Below are 24629 nucleotides of genomic sequence, written 5' to 3'. Positions count from 1 at the left end.
TCAATTGGCGTTCGGGCTCAGGAACGGGGCTTGATTGTCAAAATAGATACCGTGGGGGGAACGCCCGACCTTGATGGTGGCGATCAGCTTGCGCGTACTCAGGTCGATCACGCCCACGTGGCGGGAGAATCGGAAGGTGACCCAAAGATAGCGTTTGTCAGCCGAAAGCGCCATGTCGTCCGGACCGGGCATGAGGCCAGTAATGTCGCCGGTCTTGGTGAGCGTGTTGTAGTCGATGATGCTGATGGTGTTGGATACCCGGTTGCTGACGGCAACATGCTGGCCGTCGTCCAGCCAGCGGAAGTTGTGCGCGGCACGTCCGGTTTGGATGCGTTTGACGATTTTTTGATTGCGCCAGTCGACCACGACGACGTCGTCCTCGCCGGTCATGCCCACTAGCAGATATTTGTCGCCCGGCGTCATCCAGACGCCGGCCGGCGCTTTGCCCAGCTGCATGCGCCATTTCACCGTCTGGGTGGGCAGATCGATGGCCGCGAGTTCTCCCGAGTCTTGCAGAGTGACGAACACATAGCGCGAGTCTGAGCTGAAGGTCAGGTGGCTCGGGGTCTTGCTCAGGGGAATGCGCTTGGCGATAGTGAAGTTTTTGCCGTCGTAGTGATAAATGTCGACGCGATTAAGGCGCAATGCCGCGGTGGCGAACCATTTGCGGTCCGGCGAGAAACCCAGCTGATAGGGATCGTCGATGCCTTCCAGCGTGCCCTGCAGCTTGCCGGTACGCGGATCGAGGAACATCAAGCTGTTGGAAACCGAATTGGCCACGATCAGGGACTTGTGGTCCGGCGTGATCATGAGGTGGTGAGGTTCCTTGCCAGTGGGCAGGGTGCTCACGACCTGGCGCGTGTTCTGATCGATGAGGGTGAGTTGAGCCTCGGCCGAGTCCAGAATAATGACGGGGTTTTCGATTGCCTGGGCCGTCGCGTGATACGACAGCGTTCCCAGCAGCAGGCCGGCCAGCAGATATTTGGCGGCTCGGGAAGAAATGAAGCGCATGATGGGCGCGTTTGACCAAAAAAATGAAGCAGTCAAGATTTTAGTTCCGTTCGATGCGGGATGGCCCCGCGTTTTTGCGGTTTTGCCGCGCTATGGGTGCGACAAAATGTCGCGCAGGCGCGCCAAAGGCACGACTTTGGCCATGGCGGCATAGCCCGCATCGCTGGGATGTATGCCGTCGCCGCTGTCATAGGCCGGCAGCAATTGGTTGGGGCGCCGCGGATCGCGCAGCGCCGCGTCGAAATCAACGACGCCGTCGAACCCCCCACCGCGGCGTATCCATTGGTTGACCGTTTCGCGCAAGGCTTCCCGCTCGGGAGGCAGCGCAGCGGGCGTCAGCGTGCCGCCGAAGATGCGCAGTCCGCGCCGATGCGCGTCCGCAATGATCCGCTTGTAGCCCATGATCAGGTCGTTTGCGGTGACTCGCGTATGCGGCGCATCGCAATCGAGACCGCGGCGCGCCGGCGTGGCCGCAAAGTTGATGTCATTGATGCCGATCAGCAGGATGACGGCGCGTACGCCGGGCAGCTCTGCCGCGTCATGGTCGAATCGGCCCGCAAGGCGCTCGCCATAGCAGGGCGAGTCGGACAAGAGGCGGTTGCCGCTGATGCCGGCGTTCAGGACGGCCACGGGCGGCTGGCCGTCGGCGGCGGCGCGCCTGGCCAGATCTTCAGGCCAGCCGTGCCTGGCGCCGAAGGTCGAGCGCAGTCCGTCGGTAATGGAATCGCCGATTGCGACCAAACTGCCTGCTGCGGTACCGGGAACCGAGAGCTGCGTGATCCAGGCGTAATGCGTGGTGCGTGCGCGAAAGTCGGCCGACGAAGCCGTCGCGGCGTGTTCGCCCGGGGTTGAGATGAAATTGACGCGATTGGCGATTCGGTGCCAGGCCTGCATGGTCTGACGCGTACCCAGGGTCAGGCTGACGGCCAGCGCCTGCCCGTGCACGATGGGGAAGGCGATGGCGTCGCTGTCGGCCTCTGCACCTGGCGGCAGGGTCAGGCTGGCGTGGCCGCCAAAGGTAACGGCCGCGACCTTGCCCGTGGCCAGGCCGGCGGCCCCGTCAGATCGTGCGAGGGTGGCGCGTTCGACGACCAGCGGCTGGGAGCCGTAGCGGTTGCTGACGCGCAGGCGCGCTTCGCTACCGTCCAGATCGGAATGAATGATCTGCCTGAACGTACGTCCGGCCACCTCGGGTCTGGCGTAGAGACCGGGAGGATTGGCCAGATCGGGAACGGATTGCAGCGAGGTGGCCCAAGCGGCCTGCCAGACCGCCGCGGCCTGGGCCGATGGGGTGACGGACAGCGCAGCCGCGACGGTCAGGGCGGCGGAGAGGGCAGGAAGGATCTTCATGGGGAACACGCTGTGCACTTGAGCGGCGCAGGCTGAGATGATCGCGCCGAGGATGGTAGCCCGGGGCGTTAAAGGATGCCAAATATATTTTAGGAAGGACTTTTAGTTATTGCCACAACTCGCTGATTTTTCAGAGAGTTTTTTCCCTGGGTTGAGTTCAAGATACTCACAGAAAGCTGTCTAAGTCCTTGTTGTAATTGAAAAAAATACAACCTGACACTTGACCGGTCATGGTCATTCCCGTAGAGTGGGAAAAAGTAGAATTTTGTGCAATTAAGTGGGTTGGAGCGGTGTCATGACGCTCCATCGAGCGGCGAAACCAGGGGTAGGGCTAAGGGTGTTTCAGGGAAGCAGCGCACTCACGTTGGATGCCAAGGGGCGGATTTCGATTCCGACCCGGTATCGCGACGCGCTCGCCGAGCAGGCAGGCGGCAGCCTGACGCTCACCCGGCACCCCGACGGCTGTCTGCTGGTCTACCCCAGGCCCGAATGGGAGAAGAAGCGCGAGCAGATCGCGGCCTTTCCTATGACGGCCCGCGCCCTGCAACGCTTGTTGCTGGGCAATGCCCAGGATGTCGAAATCGACGGCTCCGGTCGGGCATTGATCGCTCCCGAGCTGCGTACTGCCGCCAATATGACGCGCGACGTGATGCTGCTCGGTATGGGCGCTCACTTCGAACTCTGGGATGCCGCAGCCCTGGCCCGCCGCGAGGCGCAGGATCTGGCGCAGGGCATGCCGGAAGTGTTGAACCAGTTTTCGTTCTGAAACCCCTATGGAATTCGAACATCGGCCCGTGCTGCTGGAGCCGACTGTGAACGCGTTGGTGCAAGCCGATTTCGGCGGCCGTGGCGCGGCGCGGCCGGCGAGCGGGGCCGACGACGCTGCTGGCGCAGCGCATGCTGCCGCGGCGCGTCTGCAGAAGGGCATCTATGTGGACTGCACCTTCGGTCGCGGCGGTCACAGCCGCGAGTTGTTGCGCCGCTTGGGGCCGCAGGCGCGCCTGGTGGTGTTCGATAAAGATCCGCTGGCCATTGCGGCGGCGCGCGATCTGGCGGCCGGCGACGGCCGCGTGAGCGTAGTGCACGGGGGCTTTGCTTCCGTGGGCGAGGAGTTGGCGGCGATGGGCATTGCGCACGTCGACGGAATGATGATGGATCTGGGCGTGTCCTCGCCCCAGATAGATGATGCAGGACGTGGTTTTTCGTTCATGCGGGAAGGTCCGCTGGACATGCGGATGGATACCAGCCGCGGTGTCACGGCGGAACAATGGTTGGCGCAAGCCAGTGTCGAGGAAATGCGGGAGGTCATAGCAGATTATGGCGAAGAACGGTTTGCTTTTCAGGTTGCAAAGGCGATTGCTGCTCGCCGCGCAGCAGGGCCGCTGCGCACCACGCTCGAACTTGCCGAGTGCGTCGCCGGCGCCGTCCGCACGCGCGAAAAGGGGCAACATCCGGCCACACGTACCTTTCAGGCTTTACGGATTTACCTCAATCGGGAACTCGAAGAGCTCGCTCGCGCCCTCGCGTCAGCTCTAGCGTTGCTGGCCCCGGGGGGGAGGTTGGCCGTGATCAGTTTCCATTCGCTCGAAGACCGTATGGTCAAGCAGTACATTGCCGCCGCGGCCAAGCCAGGCGCGGCGCAGGCGCGGCTGCCTCTGCGCGAGAGCGAAATGCCGCAGCCCTTGCTGCGCCCGCTGGGGCGCGTGCTGGCCGACGATGAAGAAATCGCCGCCAATCCGAGGTCGCGTTCGGCGGTGCTGCGCGCGGCCGAGCGCACGACGACGGCGCTCACTGTCGACGCGGCTTCTTTCGTGCCCGCGCTGCCCGGCGCGCATCGCGCCAGTCGGGCCGCGTCTCACGGTGGCAAAGCGCGGCGCGCCAAAGGAGCGCGCTGATGGGCCGGCTGAGTTTCCTTATGGCTATCGCGCTGATGGCCTCGGCGGTATCGCTGGTGACCAGCCGCTATCAGGCCCGGCAGTTGTTCATCGAATTGGACCGCGGTCAATCCCAAACGCATCAGCTGGACAATGAGTGGCGGCAGTTGCAGCTCGATCGGGCGGAGCTGGCGCGCAATGCGCGAGTAGACCGCACGGCGCGCGATGTGCTCAAGATGATCTCCATCTCGCCCGACCGCACGATCTACCTGAATCAGGCGCAGGCGGCCGACGCGGCGGGGGGCGCGCAATGAAGCGCCTGCCGTTCTTCGACAACCCGGTGCTGCGCGGGCAGTTGCCGATGTGGCGTGCGCGTCTGGTGCTGATCCTTGTTTTTATCGGGTTTGCTGCGCTGGCCGGGCGCGCTCTGTTCCTGCAGGGCATCTCCACGCATTTCCTGCAGCAGCAGGGCGAGCGGCGCTACGAGCGCACCTTGGTCCTGACGGCCACTCGCGGCAAGATTCTGGACCGCAATGGCGTGGTGCTGGCTTCCAGCGTGCCGGCGCGCGCGATCTGGGCCATCCCGGACGACATCAAGCAGGCCGGTGCGCAGCAGATCACGGCCCTGGCCGGTCTGCTCGAAATACCCGAAGCCGATCTGCGGCGTCGCCTGAACGACGACCGCAACTTCGTCTATCTCAAGCACCAGGTGCCGATGGACGTGGCCGACAAGATCAAGGATCTCAAGATTCCCGGCGTGCATCAGCAGCCCGAGACCATGCGCTACTACCCCGAGGGGGACGTGACGGCGCATATCGTCGGGTTCGATAACATCGAGGACCAAGGCCAGGAAGGCGTCGAACTGACTTTCAACAAGCAGTTGTCCGGCAGGGACGGCAGCCGCCGCGTGATCAAAGACCGGCTGGGGCGGGTGATCGAAGACGTGCAGGCGGTGAACCCTCCGGTCAACGGCCGCGACCTGACGTTGTCCATCGACACGCGCATACAGTATTTAGTCTACAAGGCGTTGCAGGATGCAATGGCCCGGCACCAGGCGCGTGCGGCTTCGGGCGTAGTCGTGGACGCGAAGACGGGCGAGATCCTGGCCATGGCGAGTCTGCCTACGTTCGATCCGAACCATCGGGAGACGTTGCCGATGGACGCATTGCGTAACCGGACTGTCACGGATACCTTCGAACCCGGCTCTATCATGAAGCCCTTTACGGCGGCGCTGGCCTTGGACCTGGGCCGCATCACCACAAGCACGATGTTCGCGACGGGCAATGGCAGGTTCCAGTATCAGGGCAACACGATTACAGACGTCGAACACGGCGGCAATGGCACGATCAACGTGGCGGATGTGTTGCGCTTTTCCAGCAATATCGGCATGACGCTGATATCTGAAAAGCTGGAACCGCACGAAATGTGGGATTGCTTTACCGCGCTGGGCCTGGGCCAGGCGCCACAGATCGGCTTTCCGGGCGCCGCGCCGGGCCGGCTGCGTCCCTGGGCGCGCTGGCGCCTGATCGAGAAAGCCACCATGGCCTACGGCTATGGACTGTCCGTGTCGCTGCTGCAGGCTGCGCATGCCTACACGGTTTTTGCGCGAGACGGCGACATGGTTTCGCTGTCGCTGGTCAAGCGCGACAGCGCGCCGACCAGCATGCGCGTCTACTCGTCCAGAACGGCCGCGCTGATCCGCTCGATGCTGGAGGCGGCCGCGGGCCCGGGCGGCTCCAAGATTTCGGTGCCTGGATATCGTATCGCGGGCAAGAGCGGCACGGCCCGCATGATCGTCAACGGCCGCTACAGCCTGCAGAGCTACCGCAGTTCGTTCGTGGGCTTTGCCCCGGTTTCCGATCCGCGCATCATCGTGGCGGTATCTGTCGAAGACCCCAAAGTTGGCGGCTATTACGGAGCCGTCGTATCGGGCCCCGTATTTGCACGTGTAGTCGGCGGAACTTTGCGCATGCTGGGCGTGCAGCCCGACGCGCCGCTTGATTCGACCGTCGCGATGGTCAACTCGGAGACGGTGCGATGACCGACCGCCGGACCAACATGCCTAAGCCCGCGACCGATGCGGTGCAGGTGCTGGCCTGGTTGCATGCGCAGGCGGCGGCCGGCGCGCATTTGCGCCTGGATTCGCGAGAGATCCAGCCCGGCGATGTGTTCGTGGCCTGCGCCGGCTTGCGCGGCGACGGGAGGCATTACATTGCCCAGGCCCTGGTTCGAGGCGCCGGCGCCGTGATCTACGAAGCCGAAGGCGCGCCGGCGGGCGAAATGCCTGAGGCCGCATTGCCCGTGCTGGGTCTTCGCGCCATGCTCGGAGATGTGGGCGACCAGTGGTACGGGCGGCCTTCCGCGACGCTGAGCGTGGTAGCCGTCACGGGCACCAACGGCAAGACGTCATGTGTGCAATGGATCGCGAGTGCGTTGACGCGCCTGGGCCGGCCTTGCGGCACTCTGGGCACCCTGGGCGCGATGTTGCCCGATGGGCGGCTGTTGGGCGGCACCTTGACTACCCCCGACGTGCTATCCGTGCACCGCGTACTGGCGGCGATGCGCGATGCCGGCGCCGCCGCCGTTGCGCTCGAGGCCTCGTCTATCGGTCTGGAGCAGGGCCGTCTGGACGGAGTTCGCATCCAGGTGGCCGGATTCACCAACCTGACCCGCGATCATCTCGATTATCACGGCACCATGGAACGCTATGAGGCGTCCAAGGCCTTGCTGTTTCGCCACGAAGGCCTGAAGACCGCGATCATCAATATCGACGATGAGGCGGGTCGCAGAATCAGCTCAGGCTTGCCCGCGAGTATCGTGCGCACCTATGCGTTGGATGACGGCCAGGCAGATATCCGTGCCAAGGATCTGCACACGGTCGCGCAAGGCCAGGTATTTGCGCTCGCCATGCCGCACGGCGAGGCGCAGATCATTACGCGGCTTCTGGGCCGGCACAACGTCTACAACCTGCTGCTGGTGGCCGGCGTGCTCTCCGCCTTGGGTTTCCTGTTGGCGCAGATATCCCGCCAGTTGATCGAATCCGCGCCGGTGGACGGCCGCATGCAGATCGTCGAGGCCTTGCCTTTGCTCAAGCCGGCGGCGAGCCCCATGGTCGTGGTCGACTATTCACACACGCCCGATTCGCTCGAGCGCGTGCTCGCCGCGCTGCGGCCGGTGGTTCAGGCGCGCGGCGGCAAGCTGGTGTGCGTGTTCGGTTGCGGCGGCGATCGCGACGCGGGCAAGCGGCCGCAGATGGGCCGTATCGCCGCGGTCGGCGCCGACCGCGTCATCGTCACCAGCGACAATCCGCGCAGCGAGGCGCCACACGCCATCATTCAAGAGATCATGCTGGGCGTGCCCGTCGGCAGCGCGGTCTCGACTCAGGTCGATCGCGCCCAGGCCATTCTGCATGCGATCTGGTCCAGCGCCGTTGAAGACGTGGTGCTGCTGGCCGGCAAGGGGCATGAAACCTATCAGGAGATCGAAGGCCGAAAGCTGCCTTTCGACGATCGCGAGTGGGCGCGGTTGGCCATGCTCCTGCCGAGCGTGCCGGCCTTGTCGACGGATACGCGGCGCATCGGCCGGGGCGAATTGTTCCTGGCCTTGTCCGGAGATAATTTCGACGGCCATGCTTATCTGGCGCAGGCACAAAGCGCCGGCGCGTGTGCCGCGGTGGTGGCGCACCCCGTAGCCGGATGCGATCTGCCGCAGCTGGTGCTGGGCGATACGCGCCTGGCGTTGGGTCGTATTGGCGCCGCATGGCGAGCGCGATTCAGGCTGCCGGTAGTCGTGGTAACGGGCAGCAACGGCAAGACCACCACCAAGGAAATGGTTTCCGCCATTTTGGCCGCGTGGCAAGGCGAAGAAAATCGCCTGGCGACGGCAGGCAATTTCAACAACGACATCGGTGTGCCGCTGACGCTGTTGCGTCTTAACCCGCGGCATCGCGCGGCGGTGTTCGAGTTGGGCATGAATCATCCCGGCGAGATCGGCTATCTGGCCGAGATGGCCGCGGCCGACGTGGCACTGGTAAACAATGCTCAGCGCGAGCACCAGGAATTCATGCATGGCGTCGAGGCCGTGGCGCGCGAGAATGGCGCGGCGATCGCCGCCTTGCCGCCCGACGGCGTGGCGATCTATCCGGGTGACGACGCTTACACCCGAGTGTGGGACGAGTTGGCCGGCGCACGTCGCAAGCTGCGCTTCGGCCTGACCCCGGGTGTCGAGATCTACGCACAAGAGATCGAGACCGATGCTTCGGGTTCGCGCTGCGAGCTTGCGACGCCGCTGGGCCGGATCCCGCTGACGCTGGCTGTGCCGGGTTTGCACAATTTGCGCAATGCGCTGGCCGCTCTGGCCTGCGGCCTGGCGGCAGGGGCGCCGCTCGAAGTCGCTGCGCGTGCATTGTCCTCGTTCAACGCGGTCAACGGCCGCATGCAGCGCAAGGCCATGGACGGCGGAGTGGTGCTCATCGACGATACCTACAACGCCAACCCCGATTCGGTGCGTGCCGCCATCGATGTGCTGGCGGCCCTGAACGGGCCGCGGGCGCTGGTGTTGGGCGACATGGGCGAGGTGGGCGAAAACGGCCCGGCCATGCATCGCGAAGTGGGTGAATATGCCCGACGCTGCGGCATCGAATCGCTGTTTACGTTGGGCGACGCTACGCGCCTGAGCGCCGAGTCCTTTGGGCAAGGTGCGCAGGCATGCGGCACGGTGGATGAAATTTTGGCGGGGCTGCGCAATCGGGCCTACGCCAGCATTCTGGTCAAGGGTTCGCGCTTTATGCGCATGGAGCGAGTGGTGCAGAGTTTGACTGCCCAGGGGCAAGACGCGGGAGGCGCGCATGCTGCTTGAGATTTTTCGTCTCTTGTCCGAGAAGTTGCGCTTCCTCGCGGTATTCGAGTACATCACTCTGCGCGCGGTGCTGGCCTGTGCGACGTCGCTGCTGATCGGCCTGATCGCCGGGCCTCACGTGATCCGCAAGCTCACCGAACTGAAGATAGGCCAGGCGGTGCGCAGCTACGGTCCTCAGACGCACCAGGTCAAGAATGGCACGCCCACCATGGGCGGATCGCTGATCCTGATTTCGATCGCCATCAGCACATTGCTTTGGGCGGATTGGACCAACCGCTTCGTCTGGGTGGTCCTGCTGGTCACATTCGGCTTTGGCTGGATCGGCTGGGCCGATGACTATCGCAAGGTCGTGCATCGCGACCCCGAGGGCATGCCGGCCCGGAAAAAGTTTTTCTGGCAGGCGCTTATCGGCGTCGTGGCTGCGGTGTATCTGGCTTTCGCCGTGTCGGCGCCTGCCAACACCGAACTTTGGCCTTTGTTCAGGGCCTGGGTGGAAAGCGGCTTCAGTATGGCGCTGCCCACGCGCGCCGACTTGATCGTGCCGTTTTTCAAGAGCGTGAGCTATCCGCTGGGTGTGCTGGGTTTCGTGTTGCTGACCTGGTTCGTCATCGTCGGCACCAGCAATGCGGTCAACCTGACCGACGGTCTGGACGGCCTGGCCATCATGCCGACGGTAATGATCGGTTCCGCATTGGGCATCTTTGCCTATGTGGTCGGGCGCGTCGATTATTCGCGCTATCTGTTCTTTCCCTATATTCCCGGCGCGTCCGAGTTGATGGTGCTGTGCGCGGCAATAGGCGGAGCGGGTCTGGCTTTTCTATGGTTCAACACGTACCCGGCGCAGGTGTTCATGGGCGACGTGGGGGCGTTGGCCCTGGGCGGAGCGCTCGGCACCATCGCCGTGATCGTACGCCAGGAGATCGTGTTCTTCATCATGGGCGGCGTGTTCGTGGTCGAAACGCTGTCGGTAATGATGCAGGTGACCTGGTTCAAGTACACCAAGCGGCGCTATGGCGAGGGCCGGCGGATCTTCCGCATGGCGCCGCTGCACCATCATTTCGAAGTCGGCGGCTGGAAGGAAACTCAGGTCGTCGTGCGGTTCTGGATCATCACCATGATGCTGGTGCTGATCGGTCTTTCCACCTTGAAACTGCGTTGATCGCTGTAATGAACGAAATTCAAAACGCCCGTGACGACGCGCCGCTTGTCCTGATCCTCGGATTGGGCGAGACGGGTGTGGCCGCCGCGCGCTGGCTCGCTCGCGAGGGCGCCAGTTTGCGCGTGGCGGACACGCGCGCCGAGCCGGGCGGGTTGGCCGAACTGCGTGCGGCCCTGGAGAGCGGCGGTCACGATGTCGAATACCGGCTGAACTGCGGCTCGGCGTTCGATGCGACGCTGCTGGACGGCGTGAGTCAGTTGGTGCTCAGTCCGGGCCTGGTTCCCGGCGAGGAACCCACGCGATCCCTTTTGGCTGCTGCGCGCGAGCGCGAGGTCGAAATCGTAGGTGAGATCGAACTGTTCGCACGCGCGCTGGCGATGCTGGCGCAGACGCGCGAATACCGCCCCAAGCTGCTGGCCGTGACCGGCACCAACGGCAAGACGACAGTGACTTCGCTGACCCGGTATTTGGTTCAAGCCGCCGGTCTGTCGGCGCGCGTAGCGGGCAATATCAGTCCGGCTGCCCTGACGGCGTTGCTGGAAGCGATTGACGGCGACGATCTGCCGCAAGTGTGGGTCATCGAGCTGTCGAGCTTCCAGCTCGAAACAACGCGCTCGCTCCTCGCCGATGCGGCCGTGGTGCTCAATGTGACGCAAGACCACCTGGACTGGCATGGCAGCATGGAGGCTTATGCGCAGGCCAAGGCACGCCTTTTGGGCATGGCCCGCGTGGCCATTGTGAATCGCGCCGACCCCCTCACTACGGCCATGGTGTCTTCGTTGCAGGGGCGGGCGGTGCGCAGCTTCGGCAGCGATCTGCCTGAACTGGTGGGCGATATGGGCTTGGACCTGGGGCAGGGCGTAGCCTGGCTGGCCAGCTGCGAAGCCAACGATTTCGACGAGCCGGCCGCCGCGCCGGCGCGCCGCAAGAAGGATGCGCCCGAGCCGGTACGTGCGCCCGGACGGCTGAACCGACTGATGCCGATGGACGCGCTGCGCATCCGGGGTCTGCATAACGCCATGAATGCCCTGGCCGCGCTGCAATTGGCGCGCGAATTGGGTCTGGGATGGGGCGCCATGCTTCGCGCCTTGCGCGATTACGCCGGAGAGCCGCATCGTGCCGCTTTCGTGCGCAATGTCGGGGGCGTGGACTATATCAACGATAGCAAGGGCACCAACGTGGGCGCTACGGTTGCCGCGCTGGAAGGCCTGGGGCAACCCGTGGTGCTGATCGCCGGCGGTCTGGGCAAGGGGCAGGATTTCTCGCCGCTGCTGGCTCCGGTGTCACGTCACGCTCGCGCCGTTGTGCTCATTGGCGAAGACGGCCCGGAAATCGGCCGGATTCTTGCCGCGAGCGGCGTGTCTTGCGTCGTTGCGAACTCCATGCATGACGCCGTGCGCCGCGCAGCCGAATTGGCGCAGCCTGGCGATGCCGTGCTGCTGTCGCCGGCCTGCGCCAGCTTCGACATGTTCCGAGGCTATCCGCATCGCGGCCAGGCGTTCGCGGCCGAGGTGGAGGAGTTAGCCTTGGATCGGGGAGAGGTATAGCGATGAGCACAGCGCCTTATACCGGCCCTGCCGCCAGCGTGAATGCCGTGCGCCCCGGGCGCACGCACATGCGCAATTTCGATCTGCCGCTTGTGCTGGCGACGACCGCGCTGCTGATGCTGGGCCTGCTGATGGTGTATTCGGCCTCGATCGCGCTGGGCGACGGACCGCGCTATTCGGTGTACGGCCACTATTACTTCATCGCTAGGCATGCCATTTTCATGTGCGTCGGCCTGGTCGCTGCGCTCGTGGCTTTGACGATTCCCGTCCAGACCTGGGAAAAATGGGCCGTGCCGCTCTTCGTCGCAGCGCTGCTGCTGATGGTGGTCGTACTGATTCCCGGCATCGGTCGGGAGGTCAACGGCTCGCGCCGCTGGATCGCGCTGGGACCGATCAACTTCCAGCCGTCCGAGCTGATGAAGCTCGCAGCCGTGGTCTATGCCGCCAATTACACAGTGCGCAAGCAGGAGCATATGCAGGCTTTTCTGCGAGGTTTCATGCCCATGGCTTTCGCGCTGGGCGCCGTGGGGCTGCTGTCGCTGATCGAGCCCGACTTGGGCGCATTCATGGTGATCGTGGCCATCTCCATTGGCGTACTGTTCATGGGCGGCATCAACGGCAAGTATTTCAGCAGCCTTCTGGGCGTGTTGCTGAGCTTGTTCCTGTTGCTGATCTGGGCGTCGCCGTGGCGCCGGGCGCGCCTGTTCGCCTACCTGGATCCCTGGAACCAGGCCAATGCCTACGGCAGCGCCTATCAGCTGTCGCACTCGCTGATCGCCTTCGGGCGCGGCGCGTGGTTCGGGGTAGGGCTGGGCGACAGCGTCGAGAAGCTGCACTATCTGCCGGAAGCGCACACGGACTTCCTGATGGCCGTAGTCGGGGAAGAGCTGGGATTCGTCGGGGTGCTGAGCGTGATCGTGCTGTTTGGCATCGTCGTGCAACGCGGTTTCGACATCGGCCGGCAAGCCATCGCCATGGAGCGTACATTCGCCGGTCTGGCTGCGCACGGCGTGGCGCTGTGGTTCGGCGTACAGGCCTTCATCAATATGGGCGTCTGTCTGGGGTTGCTGCCGACCAAAGGCCTGACCCTGCCGCTGATGAGCTACGGCGGTTCGGGCATTGTCATGAACTTGTGCGCGTTGGCGCTGCTGCTGCGCGTCGACATAGAGAATCGGATATTGATGCGCGGGGGGCGGGTATGAATACCCTCGGCACGCCGAGCCGCCCCAAGCGCGCCCCCTTCCGCGCGGAAACGGTGCGCAGCGCTGCAGGAATACAAACTCGTCGCCTCGAAGACAAGACGCCTGGCGCCAGGGGGGCTGCATGAGTCAACGCACCATCCTTATCATGGCCGGCGGCACCGGCGGTCACATCAGGCCCGGCCTGGCAGTGGCCGACGTGCTGCGTTCGCGTGGCTGGCGCGTTCTGTGGCTGGGAAATCCCGACAAGATGGAAGGCAAACTGGTGCCGGCGCGCGGATTCGATCTGGTGCCGTTGCGATTTGCCGGCGTGCGCGGCCGCGGCCTGGGCGCACTGCTGCGTTTGCCGCTGACGTTGGGGCGTGCGCTGGGTCAGGCCTGGTCGCGTTTATCGCAGGCGCGTCCCGACGTGGTGCTGGGCATGGGTGGTTACGTGGCCTTTCCGGGAGGCGTGATTGCCGCGCTGCGCGGCATGCCGCTGGTGGTGCACGAGCAGAATGCCGTGGCTGGTACGGCCAATCGCTGGTTGGCGCGCATGGCGCGCCGCGTGTTGAGTGGCTTCCCGAATGTGCTGCCGCGCGGCGAGGCGCTGGGCAATCCGGTGCGCGCCGATCTCTGCGCGCAGCCCGCGCCGGCGCAGCGCTATGCGGGTCGCACCGGCCCGCTGCGTCTGCTGGTGGTGGGCGGCAGTCTGGGCGCCCAAGCGCTCAACGAAACACTGCCCAAGGCGCTGGCGCAACTGCCGACTCGGTCCCGCCCCATCGTGACACATCAGGCGGGCGAACAACACATCCAGGCGCTGCGGCAGGCTTATGCCGATGCGGACGTGCAGGCCGATTGCCGCGCCTTCATCGACGACATGGCCGGTGCCATGAGCCAGGCCGATCTGCTGGTCTGCCGTTCCGGCGCCATGACCGTGGCCGAAGTGGCGGCAGTGGGAGCGGCAGCGCTGTTCGTGCCTTTCCCTCACGCCATCGACGATCATCAGACCGCCAACGCAAAGTATTTGAGCGATGCCCGGGCCGCCTGGTTGCAGCCGCAATCGTCCCTGACGCCCGAGTGGCTCGCCGATTGGCTGAGTCAGCGCTCGCGCGCGGAACTCGAAGCCGTCGCCGAGCGCGCGCGCGGGCTTGCCCGACCGCAAGCGGCAATCGATATCGCCAACGTATGTGAGCGGGTGGCGAAAAAATGATGACATACCCACTCACGACGTTCATTCCTCCTCTGGGGGGGCTCGACCTCCTTCGGTTGGTCGGGCGGAGGCTGACATGAAACATCGTATTCAACATATTCATTTCGTCGGCGTAGGCGGCTCCGGCATGAGCGGCATCGCCGAGGTGCTGCTCAACCTGGGTTACCAAGTCAGCGGTTCCGATCTCAACGAGTCCGCCGTGACGCGCCGCCTGTCCGATCTGGGCATGCGCGTGGCCGTCGGCCATGCCGCGGAGAACGTCGCAGGCGCCGATGCCATCGTCACGTCGACGGCCGTGGCCGGCGACAACCCCGAGGTGCTGGCTGCCCGCGCGGCGCGCATTCCGGTGGTGCCGCGCGCGGTGATGCTGGCCGAGCTGATGCGATTGAAGCGCGGCATCGCCATCGCCGGCACGCACGGCAAAACCACGACCACCAGCCTGGTGGCCAGCGTGCTGGCCGCCGGCGGCATGGATCCCACCTTCGTCATAGGCGGGCGTCTGAATTCGGCGGGCGCCAACGCGCAGCTTGGCCAAGGCGAATACATCGTGGTCGAAGCGGACGAGTCGGACGCATCGTTCCTCAATCTGTTGCCGGTAATGGCCATCGTGACCAATATCGATGCCGATCACATGGACACCTATGGGCACGATGTGGCGCGCTTGAAGAGCGCTTTTATCGAGTTCACGCAGCGTCTGCCCTTTTATGGCAGCGCGGTGCTGTGCGTAGATGACGCCAATGTGCGCGAGATCATGCCTTTCGTGTCGCGGCCCATCACAACCTACGGCCTGAACGCCGAGGCGCAGGTGCGCGCAGAAGACGTGCGCGCAGAAGGCACCCGTATGCATTTTCGTGTGCAGCGCCGTCTGCGCGACGCCGATCTGCCCGCGCTGCAGATCGAACTGAACCTGCCCGGTTTGCACAATGTGCGCAATGCCTTGGCAGCCATCGCCGTTGCAACCGAACTGGGCGTAGCCGATGTTGCGATCGCCCAGGCGCTCGCGTCGTTCAAGGGAGTGGGGCGGCGTTTCACGCAATGGGGCGAGATACCCGTTCCGGCCGAACATGGCGGCGGTACCTTCGCGCTGGTCGACGACTATGGCCATCACCCCGTCGAAATGGCCGCGACGCTGGCCGCCGCGCGCGGCGCCTGGCCCGACCGACGTATCGTGCTGGCCTTCCAGCCGCACCGCTATACCCGCACCCGCGATTGCTTCGAGGATTTCGTGCGGGTGTTGGGTTCGGCCGACGCCGTGTTGCTGACCGAGGTGTATTCGGCGGGCGAAGCGCCGCTGGTGGCCGCCGATGGTCGTTCGCTGATGCGCGCGCTGCGCGTGGCCGGCAAGGTCGAACCGGTTTTTGTGGAAGACGTGGCGGAACTGCCGCAGGCCGTCCGCGATTTCGCCCGCGATGGCGATGTCGTGATCGTGATGGGCGCAGGTTCGATCAGCCGCGTACCGGCTCAGTTGGGAGAGCGGGCATGAAGAATTTCGGCAAAGTAGGTGTGCTTTACGGCGGCCGATCCGCCGAACGCGAAGTGTCGCTGATGTCGGGCAAGGGCGTATGCGACGCACTGTTGAGCAAGGGTGTCGATGCGCACCTGTTCGACACCGGCGAGCACGATCTGACCGAGCTTGCGCAGGCGGGCTTCGATCGCGTGTTCATCGCGCTGCATGGCCGCTATGGCGAAGACGGTGCGCTGCAGGGCGCTCTCGAGTTGCTGAATCTGCCCTATACCGGCAGCGGCACCATGGCTTCCAGTCTGGCTATGGACAAGATCATGACCAAGCGGGTGTGGCTGCAGCACGGCCTGCCCACGCCGGCCTTCGAGGTGCTGGAAGCCGGCGCGGAACTGCGGCAGGTGCCCGATCGCCTGGGTCTGCCGCTGATCCTCAAGCCGCCGCACGAGGGTTCGACCGTGGGTATCGCCAAGGTGTCGGGTTACTCCGACATGGCCGAGGCCTTCGCCACGGCGTCCCGATACGACAGCGACGTGTTGGCCGAGGCTTTCGTCGCCGGCCGAGAGCTGACGGTGGCCGTGCTGGGCTCGGGCGTCTCGGCTCGCGCCTTGCCCATCATCGAGATCGTGGCGCCGGGCGGCAACTACGACTACGAGCACAAATATTTCTCCGACGAGACGCAATACCTCTGTCCTGCGGATTTGCCCGAGAATCTGACTCGGGAAATCCAGGACATCGTCGTGCGCGCCTACCGAGCGTTGGGCTGCGAGGGCTGGGGGCGCGCCGACCTCATCCTGGATCGCGCCAACAGGCCCTGGCTTCTGGAAATGAATACCTCGCCAGGCATGACCGGGCATTCGCTGGTGCCGATGGCCGCACGCGCCACGGGCATGAGCTATGCCGATCTGTGCGTGGCTATTCTGTCCGAGGCTTCGTGCAAATTGCGCAGCCCGGCGCGCGCGAGTTGAGCAGGAGTCATACGTGTGGAACGACGCTCGCACCATCAACGTAATCGCCAACACGCTGGCCGTGCTGGCGGTGGCGGCCATGCTGGCCGCCGGCGTCGTATGGGTGTCGCACCGACCGTATTTCGTCCTGCGCAGCATCGACCTGACGCCTGCGCCGAACAGCTCGCTGCATTATGTGTCGGCGGGCGCGGTGCGCTCGCACATCGCCGGGCGCGTGAAGGGCGATTTCTTTACGGTCAACCTCAACCAGGTGCGCTCGCTGTTCGAATCTGTGCCCTGGGTGCGGCGCGCGTCGGTGCGGCGCATATGGCCCGACGCCTTGCGTGTCAGTATCGAAGAGCAGCAGCCCCTGGCGCTGTGGAACGAGAACCAGATGATCAACACCTGGGGCGAAGCGTTCACGGCCAATACGGGCGAGCTGGACGACGACACCAAGCTGCCTCAGTTCTCAGGGCCCGACGGCAGCCAGGAGCTGGTCGTGCAGCGCTACGCGGAGCTGGCGCGCTGGTTCGCGCCGCTCAACCTGCATGTGACCCAATTGGATTTGAGCCCGCGCTATGCCTGGCGCGTAACGCTGTCCAACGGGCTGGTGCTGGAGCTTGGCCGCGATCCCGCTGCCGATGCCGTCGATCCGCTGGGTATTCCCGGCGCGATGTCGTTCTCCGCACGCATACAGCGTTTCGTGCAGGCCTGGCCGGCGCTGCAGGGCAAGCTGAACGGCCGCGAGGTGACGCAAGCAGATTTGCGCTACCCGAACGGCTTCGCGCTGGCGCTTGCGCCGCTGACCGCGAACCAAACGCCCGAATTCAAATCCAAATCCTCCATCAAGAAGCGATAACACCATGACCCGTGATATCAAGGACCTCATCGTCGCCCTCGACATCGGCACCAGCAAGGTGGTCGCCGTCGTGGCCGAGATCTTGCCGGAGGGACGGTTCGAAGTGCTGGGCCTGGGCCAGCACGAATCGCGCGGCATGCGCAAGGGCGTGGTCGTCAACATCGAAAGCACCGTCAACTCGATCCAGCGCGCGTTGGAGGAAGCCGAGCTGATGGCCGACTGCAAGATCCGCGACGTCTACACCGGCATCGCCGGCAGCCACATCCGCAGCTTCAATTCCAGTGGCATGGTGGCCGTCAAGGACAAGGAAGTTACCGCCACCGACGTAGCCCGCGTGATCGAGACGGCCAAGGCGGTGAACATACCCACCGACCAGCAAGTGCTGCACGTGCTCACGCAGGAGTTCATCGTCGACGGCCAGGAAGACATCCGCGAGCCCATCGGCATGAGCGGCCTGCGCCTGGAAGTGCGCGTGCACATCGTTACCGGCGCGGTGAGTGCCGCACAGAACATCGTCAAGTGCGTGCGCCGCTGCGGCCTGGAAGTGCAGGATCTGATTCTGCAGCCTCTGGCTTCCAGTCTGGCCTGTCTGACGTCGGACGAGAAGGAGCTGGGCGTGGTGCTGGTCGACATCGGCGGCGGCACGACCGACGTGGCGATCTTCACCGGCGGCGCCATTCGCCACACCGCGGTCATTCCGATCGCCGGCGACCAGATCACCAACGACATCGCAGCCATGCTGCGCACGCCGACGCCGGACGCGGAAGAAATCAAGCTGCGTTATGGCGTGGCCAAGCAAGTGCTGGCGAGCCCCGAGGAAACCGTCGAGGTGCCCGGCCTGGGCGATCGCGGCCCGCGCCAGGTCAAGCGCCAGGCGCTGGGCGCGGTAATCGAGCCGCGCGTCGAAGAGCTCTTTAACCTCGTGCAACAAGTCGTGCGCGAATCCGGTTATGAAGATCTGCTGGCGTCGGGCGTGGTGCTCACCGGCGGCACCGCACAGTTGCCGGGCATGATCGAGCTGGCCGAAGACGTGTTTCTCAAGCCCGTGCGCGTGGCCGTGCCTGAGTATGAAGGCAGCCTGGCCGATGTGATGCACAACCCGCGTTTTTCCACCGTGATGGGCCTGCTGCAGGAGGCTCGCATGCAGCGTCTGCGCGGTCGCAAGGTGGCACACCAGGCCGGCAATTTCAAGTCGGTGCTGGGGCGCATGAAGGAATGGTTCATGAATTAAGCAGGAACGGCGGGATACCTAGTACCGCCGGGAGCGAGGCCGGGCCTAACGGCGCGGGACGGACTCCGAAGAGGCGCTTCAAAACCGGTGCGGATCGACGATCGGCACCTGCTTTGAGGCGATTCACAGCTAGTTGGGGACTTTAGTGATTTGCCTTTAGGAACGAGGGAGTAGTGATCATGATGAATTTCGAAATGCTTGAGAGCAGCACCAAGGGCACCGTCATCAAGGTGGTCGGCGTGGGCGGCGCGGGCGGAAACGCCGTATCGCACATGATCCGCAGCGGCGTGAACGGCGTGGACTTCATCTGCGCCAACACCGATGCGCAAGCGCTGGCAGCGACCAACGCGCCGGTTCAGATTCGCCTGGGCCGCACCGGCCTGGGCGCAGGCGCCAAGCCGGAGCAGGGCCGCTCCGCCGCCGAAACCGCCCGCGAGGAAATCCGCGCGGCGCTCAACGGCGCGCACATGGTGTTCATCACCGCCGGCATGGGCGGCGGCACCGGCACGGGCGCCGGCCCCGTGGTGGCCGAGGTGGCCAAGGAGCTAGGCATTCTGACGGTGGGCGTGGTGACTAAGCCCTTCACGTTCGAGGGCAACAAGCGCATGAAGATGGCCGAAGAGGGCATCAGCGAACTGGCCAAGCACGTGCATTCCCTCATCGTGGTGCTCAACGAAAATCTGTACGAGCTGATGGATGAGGACGCCACGCAGGAAGACTGCTTCAAGTCGGCCGACGACATTCTGCACAACGCCTGCGCCGGCATTGCCGAAATCATCAACGTCGAGGGCAACGTCAACGTCGACTTCGAAGACGTCAAGACCATCATGGGCGAGCAGGGCCAGGCCATGATGGGCACGGCCGGCGCCAGCGGCGCCGACCGCGCCCGCAACGCCGCCGAGAAGGCGATCGCCTGCCCGCTGCTGGAAGGCGTGGACCTGAACGGCGCTCGCGGCGTGCTGGTCAACATCACCGCCAGCCGCTCGCTGAAGATGCGCGAAACCCGCGAAATCATGGAAACCATCCGCAGCTACGCTTCGGACGACGCCACTGTGATCTTCGGCACGGCCTACGATGAGTCCATGGGTGAGAACCTGCGCGTCACCGTGGTCGCCACCGGCCTGGGCAAGGCTGCAGCCCGCCCGCAACTGGTTCAGACTGTGGCTGCCGAGCTGCGCACCGGCACCGACAACATGGCCTATGCCGTGGCGCCGCAAGGCGACTACCGCGGCATGGACGTGCCCTCGGTGATGCGCAATCCTCGCAGCCAGGCTTCGGCTCAGGTGCGCGCGTTGGAAAGCTCGGGCATGGATCACTTCGATATCCCGGCTTTCCTGCGCAAGCAGGCCGATTAAGCCGACCGCCCGGGCCGACCGGGCGCGCAGTACCTCCCTCAACCGCGGTCCGCCTCCCCCAGGGTGGGCCGCGGCGGAGCGTCCACCGGGGTTTCAGACCGATCGACCCAGTGGTAATGAGATGAAGTAACTGACGGTCAAAGAGGGACGTATTGGTAGCGCAAGAGGCACTGCCCAGGCTACAATGCGACCTTACAAGGTAGCACCACTCCGTATTTCAGCCATGTTCCGCCAGCGCAGCATCCAGAATCTCGTCCGTACGACCGGCGTGGGCGTCCACTCCGGGCGCAGGGTCGAACTCGTCCTGCGTCCAGCCGAAGCGAATACCGGCATCGTGTTTCACCGCACCGACCTGCCCGAGGTCGTCGACCTGCCTGCCCGCGCGGACGGTGTGGGCGACACCCGCATGGCTTCGGTGCTGCAGAAGGGCAATGTGCGCGTTTCAACTGTCGAACACCTGATGTCGGCGCTGGCCGGCCTGGGCATCGACAATCTGCACATCGACATCACCGCTGAAGAAGTCCCCATCATGGACGGCAGCGCGGCGACCTTCGTATATCTGTTGCGCTCTGCCGGCATCGTCGAGCAGAACGCTCCCAAGCACTTCATCCGGGTCAAGAAACCCGTCGAGGTTCGCGAGGGCGACGGCCCCAGCGCCAAATGGGCACGCCTGGAGCCGCACGAGGGCTTCGTGCTGGCCTTCTCCATCGACTTCCAGCATCCGGCCATCGACTCCACGGCCAACTTTGCCGAAGTCGACTTCGCCACCCATTCCTACACCCGCGAAATCGCCCGTGCCCGCACCTTCGGCTTCGTCAACGAAGTCGAGGCCTTGCGCTCCATGGGCCTGGCACGCGGCGGCAGCCTGGACAACGCCATCGTCATGGACGAGTACCGCGTACTCAACAACGACGGGTTGCGCTACGACGATGAGTTCGTCAAGCACAAGATTCTGGACGCCATCGGCGACCTGTATCTGCTCGGCAAGCCGCTGGTGGCCCGCTATGTGGCCAACAAATCGGGTCATGCGCTCAACAATCAGTTGTCGCGCATGTTGATGGCCGATCAAAGCGCCTGGGAAATCGTTACCTACGAATCCCAGGCCGAAGCCCCTGCCGCCTTCCGCGGCTGGAAGCTGGCGCAGGCCTGAGCGTTGCCGGCCAATAAAAAACGCCGCACTGCGGCGTTTTTTATTTAACGCGACATCTCGACGTATCGCGAAAGCATCATGAACGACGATGCCCATGATGCGCCAACAGCCGCGCAATCGCATCCGCCAAAGGTCCAGGCCTTACTTCTTTTCCCAATTGGTCGAAAGCCTCCAACGCCCGCTCTCCCAGAGGTTGCGCCGATTTCGCCGGCCGCGGCGCGCGGCTGCCCGGCCGCGGCATTCCCGCCTGCACTCGCACCGCGATTTCATCGAGGAGCCAGCCGCGCGCGGTCAGCGCCTGGGCCAGGCTAGGGGCCATCTGCCGTAGTTTCGCGGCATAGGCGGGGCCCGGCACCGCCAGCTCCAGGCGCCGATGGTCCAGCTTGATGACCGCGCAAACCTCGCCCACACCCGGCGGAAGCAGCGCGGCCAGCGCCTGCTGGATCTGCAGATGGCGCTGCGCCGTGGCCAGCACCCCGGCGCCGCGGGCATCATGGCCCAGCCAGGACAGGGCGGTTTCCCGACCTCGGCCTGTCCTGGCGCGTGGAGAAAAAGGTTTGTTCATGCGTATAAAAGGCTTGATGAACGTGATTATGCCCTTACATACCCCGGGGTGACCCCAACGGCCTCACGACCCGGGTGCGCTACACTTGTCCGTTTCCCTTCGTGCCGTACCGAGACGCATGATTTCCCTGCTCAAAAAACTCATAGGCAGCCGCAACGACCGGCTGCTCAAGCAATATCGCAAGCTTGTCGGCCAGATCAACGCGCTCGAGCCGCAGTTCGCCGCATTGTCCGACGAGGCCTTGTCCGCCAAGACGCAGGAATACCGCGCGCGCATCGACCAGGGCGCCACGCTCGACTCGCTGCTGCCCGAAGCCTTCGCCACGGTGCGCGAAGGCGCCAAGCGCGTGTTCGCCATGCGGCACTTCGACGTGCAACTGCTGGGCGGCATCGCCCTGCATAAAGGCAAGATCGCCGAAATGCGCACGGGCGAAGGCAAGACGCTGATGGCGACCTTGCCGGTCTACCTGAATGCGCTGGCCGGCAAGGGCGTGCATGTCGTCACGGTCAACGACTACCTGGCCCGCCGCGACGCGGAAACCATGGGCCGGCTTTACCGCTTCCTGGGCCTTTCCACCGGCGTGGTCGTGCCCCAGCAGGAAAACGAGGAAAAGATCGCGGCCTATCGCGCCGACATCACCTACGGCACGAACAACGAATTCGGCTTCGACTACCTGCGCGACAACATGGAGTACCGGGTCGAGGACCGCCGCCAGCGCTCGCTTTTCTACGCCATCGTCGACGAAGTGGACTCGATCCTGATCGACGAGGCGCGCACGCCGCTCATCATCTCGGGTCAGGCCGAAGACCACACCGATCTGTACGTGCGCATGAACTCGGTGCCGCCCCTGCTCACGCGCATGGCCGTCGAGCCCAAGCCGCAGGAACCCGAACCCGAAGGCGACTACTGGGTCGACGAAAAGAGCCAGCAGGTTTATTTGTCCGAGGCCGGTCACGAGCACGCCGAAGAAATCCTGTCCAAGAACGGCATGCTGCCCGCCGGCGAGTCGCTTTACGATCCGCGCCACATTGCGCTGATGCATCACCTGATGGTCGCCCTGCGCGCCCACTCCCTGTTTTTCCGCGACCAGCAGTATGTGGTGCAGAACGGCGAAGTCGTCATCGTCGACGAATTCACCGGCCGCCTGATGGTGGGCCGCCGCTGGTCCGACGGCCTGCATCAGGCCGTCGAAGCCAAAGAAGGCGTCAAGATCGAGAACGAGAACCAGACCCTGGCCTCGATCACTTTCCAGAACTACTTCCGCATGTACGACAAGCTGGCGGGCATGACGGGCACGGCCGACACCGAGGCCTACGAATTCCAGGAAATCTACAGCCTGGAAACCGTCATCATCCCGACCAACAAGCCCATGATCCGCAAGAATCAGAACGACCAGGTCTTCAAGACCGGCCAGGAAAAGTACAACGCCATTCTCGAAGACATCCGCGACTGCCATGCGCGCGGCCAGCCGGTGCTGGTGGGTACCACCAGCATCGAGAACTCCGAACTGCTGTCGGGTATGTTGCGCCAGGCCAAACTGCCTCACGAAGTGCTTAACGCCAAGCAGCACGCCCGCGAAGCCGAGATCGTGGCGCAGGCGGGCAAGCCAGGACACATCACTATCGCCACCAATATGGCGGGCCGCGGCACCGACATCGTGCTGGGCGGCAGCGTCGAGAAGCAGATCGATCTGCTGCACGCCGACGAATCTATGTCCGAAGCCGATCGCAATGCGCGCATCGAACAGATCCGCGCCGCCTGGAAACCCGACAACGAGCGGGTCAAGGCCGCCGGCGGTTTGCGCATCATCGGCACCGAGCGCCACGAATCGCGCCGCATCGACAATCAGCTGCGCGGCCGCGCAGGCCGCCAGGGCGACCCGGGCTCCTCGCGCTTCTATCTGTCGCTGGAAGATCCGCTGATGCGAATTTTTGCGGGCGACCGCGTGCGCGCCATCATGGAACGCCTGAAGCTGCCCGAGGGCGAGCCCATCGAGGCCGGCATGGTGACGCGTTCGATCGAGACCGCGCAGCGCAAGGTCGAAGGCCGCAACTTCGACATTCGCAAGCAACTGCTCGAATACGACGACGTCTCCAACGACCAGCGCAAAGTGCTGTATGCCCAGCGCAACGAGGTCCTGGAGGCGACCTCGGTCAGCGAGACCGTCGCCGGCCTGACCGAAGGGGTCATGACCGATCTGTTCCATGCCTATGTGCCCCCCGAGTCGATCGAAGATCAATGGGACGTGCCGGGTCTGCAGCAGGCGCTGACCAGCGATTGGCAATTGCCGTTGCCGCTGACCCAGATGCTGGAAGAAGAGTCCGACCTGGACGAAGAAGGCCTGCGCGAGCGCGTGCTGGCCGCGGCGCGCGAAGCCTACAAGGACAAGGTCGCGCTGGTCGGGGAGGAGTCCTGGTCGCAATTCGAGCGTTCGATCATGCTGCAGGCCATGGATTCCCACTGGCGCGAGCATCTGTCGTCGCTGGATTATCTGCGCCAGGGCATCCATCTGCGCGGTTATGCGCAGCGCGATCCCAAGCAGGAATACAAGCGCGAGGCTTTCGAACTATTCTCCAGCCTGCTCGACCGAATTCGCAACGACGTGGTGCGCGTGCTGTTGACGGTGCGCGTGCAGTCGGCCGAACAGCTGGAAGAGGCCGAGGGCGTCGAGCCGTTGCACAATCTGCAATTTCAGCATACGGACCCGACCGCGGAACTGGCCGAGGCGGCGGCGCCCGGCAGCGCGCCTGTCATGCCGAGCGGGGCCGTGCCGCGCGTGGGGCGCAACGATCCCTGCCCGTGCGGCAGCGGGAAAAAATACAAGCAGTGCCATGGGAAGCTTGTGTAATTTCTCGCTGGCGTCTTGCTGATGGC

19 protein-coding genes are annotated in these 24629 nt (G+C 64.4%); 16 read left to right on the top strand and 3 right to left on the bottom strand.

The features are described 5' to 3' along the window. On the bottom strand, positions 1-1011 hold the full coding sequence (locus ACTHJ1_RS02915) for a YncE family protein (protein ID WP_440187410.1): 1011 nt from the start codon (positions 1009-1011) through the stop codon (positions 1-3). Positions 1012-1101: 90 nt separating this feature from the next. Next, positions 1102-2361: an SGNH/GDSL hydrolase family protein gene (locus ACTHJ1_RS02910; RefSeq protein WP_440187407.1), complete on the bottom strand. Its 1260-nt coding sequence runs from the start codon at positions 2359-2361 to the stop codon at positions 1102-1104. A 337-nt stretch (positions 2362-2698) separates the two neighbouring features. Between ACTHJ1_RS02910 and mraZ the strand changes: the two genes are divergently transcribed. The 15 genes from mraZ to lpxC all read left to right on the top strand — a co-directional run bounded on the left by mraZ (position 2699) and on the right by lpxC (position 21190). Further along, positions 2699-3127 carry a division/cell wall cluster transcriptional repressor MraZ gene (mraZ, locus tag ACTHJ1_RS02905; RefSeq protein ID WP_330916017.1) on the top strand — a complete coding sequence of 143 codons (429 nt, stop codon included), beginning with the start codon at positions 2699-2701 and terminating at the stop codon, positions 3125-3127. A gap of 7 nt (positions 3128-3134) precedes the next feature. Next, positions 3135-4256: a 16S rRNA (cytosine(1402)-N(4))-methyltransferase RsmH gene (rsmH, locus tag ACTHJ1_RS02900; RefSeq protein WP_440187404.1), complete on the top strand. Its 1122-nt coding sequence runs from the start codon at positions 3135-3137 to the stop codon at positions 4254-4256. Next, on the top strand, positions 4256-4549 hold the full coding sequence (gene ftsL, locus ACTHJ1_RS02895) for a cell division protein FtsL (RefSeq protein ID WP_440187401.1): 294 nt from the start codon (positions 4256-4258) through the stop codon (positions 4547-4549). The genes rsmH and ftsL overlap by 1 nt, the downstream gene beginning before the upstream one ends. Continuing rightward, a complete protein-coding gene (locus ACTHJ1_RS02890) occupies positions 4546-6276 on the top strand; it encodes a peptidoglycan D,D-transpeptidase FtsI family protein (RefSeq protein WP_440187398.1) in 1731 nt (576 codons plus the stop codon). Before ftsL ends, ACTHJ1_RS02890 begins: the two co-directional genes overlap by 4 nt. Further along, positions 6273-9092: a bifunctional UDP-N-acetylmuramoyl-L-alanyl-D-glutamate--2,6-diaminopimelate ligase MurE/UDP-N-acetylmuramoyl-tripeptide--D-alanyl-D-alanine ligase MurF gene (gene murF, locus ACTHJ1_RS02885; protein ID WP_440187395.1), complete on the top strand. Its 2820-nt coding sequence runs from the start codon at positions 6273-6275 to the stop codon at positions 9090-9092. The genes ACTHJ1_RS02890 and murF overlap by 4 nt, the downstream gene beginning before the upstream one ends. Continuing rightward, positions 9082-10251 carry a phospho-N-acetylmuramoyl-pentapeptide-transferase gene (gene mraY / locus ACTHJ1_RS02880; RefSeq protein WP_440187392.1) on the top strand — a complete coding sequence of 390 codons (1170 nt, stop codon included), beginning with the start codon at positions 9082-9084 and terminating at the stop codon, positions 10249-10251. The genes murF and mraY overlap by 11 nt, the downstream gene beginning before the upstream one ends. Positions 10252-10259: 8 nt before the next feature. Then, positions 10260-11798, top strand: a complete 1539-nt coding sequence (gene murD, locus ACTHJ1_RS02875) for a UDP-N-acetylmuramoyl-L-alanine--D-glutamate ligase (RefSeq protein ID WP_440187389.1) — start codon at positions 10260-10262, stop codon at positions 11796-11798. Positions 11799-11800: 2 nt separating this feature from the next. Further along, positions 11801-13000 carry a putative lipid II flippase FtsW gene (gene ftsW, locus ACTHJ1_RS02870; protein ID WP_440187386.1) on the top strand — a complete coding sequence of 400 codons (1200 nt, stop codon included), beginning with the start codon at positions 11801-11803 and terminating at the stop codon, positions 12998-13000. Positions 13001-13121: 121 nt separating this feature from the next. After that, complete coding sequence (gene murG, locus ACTHJ1_RS02865; RefSeq protein ID WP_440187383.1) at positions 13122-14189, top strand: undecaprenyldiphospho-muramoylpentapeptide beta-N-acetylglucosaminyltransferase; 1068 nt, start codon at positions 13122-13124, stop codon at positions 14187-14189. A 76-nt stretch (positions 14190-14265) separates the two neighbouring features. Beyond that, positions 14266-15672: a UDP-N-acetylmuramate--L-alanine ligase gene (gene murC, locus ACTHJ1_RS02860; protein ID WP_440187380.1), complete on the top strand. Its 1407-nt coding sequence runs from the start codon at positions 14266-14268 to the stop codon at positions 15670-15672. Next, the gene (locus tag ACTHJ1_RS02855; RefSeq protein ID WP_440187377.1) at positions 15669-16616 is read left to right on the top strand and encodes a D-alanine--D-alanine ligase; all 948 of its coding nucleotides are present in this window, start codon (positions 15669-15671) and stop codon (positions 16614-16616) included. The genes murC and ACTHJ1_RS02855 overlap by 4 nt, the downstream gene beginning before the upstream one ends. 13 nt (positions 16617-16629) lie before the next feature. Beyond that, complete coding sequence (locus ACTHJ1_RS02850) at positions 16630-17454, top strand: cell division protein FtsQ/DivIB (protein WP_440187374.1); 825 nt, start codon at positions 16630-16632, stop codon at positions 17452-17454. Positions 17455-17458: 4 nt separating this feature from the next. Continuing rightward, positions 17459-18685, top strand: a complete 1227-nt coding sequence (gene ftsA, locus ACTHJ1_RS02845) for a cell division protein FtsA (protein ID WP_330916028.1) — start codon at positions 17459-17461, stop codon at positions 18683-18685. Positions 18686-18864: 179 nt separating this feature from the next. Further along, complete coding sequence (ftsZ, locus tag ACTHJ1_RS02840) at positions 18865-20040, top strand: cell division protein FtsZ (protein WP_440187371.1); 1176 nt, start codon at positions 18865-18867, stop codon at positions 20038-20040. A gap of 223 nt (positions 20041-20263) precedes the next feature. After that, complete coding sequence (gene lpxC / locus ACTHJ1_RS02835; protein WP_440187369.1) at positions 20264-21190, top strand: UDP-3-O-acyl-N-acetylglucosamine deacetylase; 927 nt, start codon at positions 20264-20266, stop codon at positions 21188-21190. Between the two features lie 76 nt (positions 21191-21266). Here the strand turns inward: lpxC and ACTHJ1_RS02830 are convergent, their stop codons facing one another. After that, positions 21267-21755 (bottom strand): DciA family protein, encoded by a 489-nt coding sequence (locus ACTHJ1_RS02830; protein WP_440187366.1) that lies wholly within the window; start codon positions 21753-21755, stop codon positions 21267-21269. 118 nt (positions 21756-21873) lie between these two features. Here ACTHJ1_RS02830 and secA point away from each other — a divergent pair, with 118 nt between their 5' ends. Further along, entirely contained in the window at positions 21874-24603 is a 2730-nt protein-coding gene (gene secA / locus ACTHJ1_RS02825; RefSeq protein ID WP_440187363.1) for a preprotein translocase subunit SecA, read from the top strand. Positions 24604-24629: the final 26 nt, after the last annotated feature.

The organism is Bordetella sp. (genome assembly GCF_051960075.1).
Lineage (GTDB): Bacteria > Pseudomonadota > Gammaproteobacteria > Burkholderiales > Burkholderiaceae_B > Bordetella.
The sequence above is the reverse complement of the archived record's forward strand: the minus strand, read 5'-3'. Positions and strand labels throughout refer to the sequence as shown.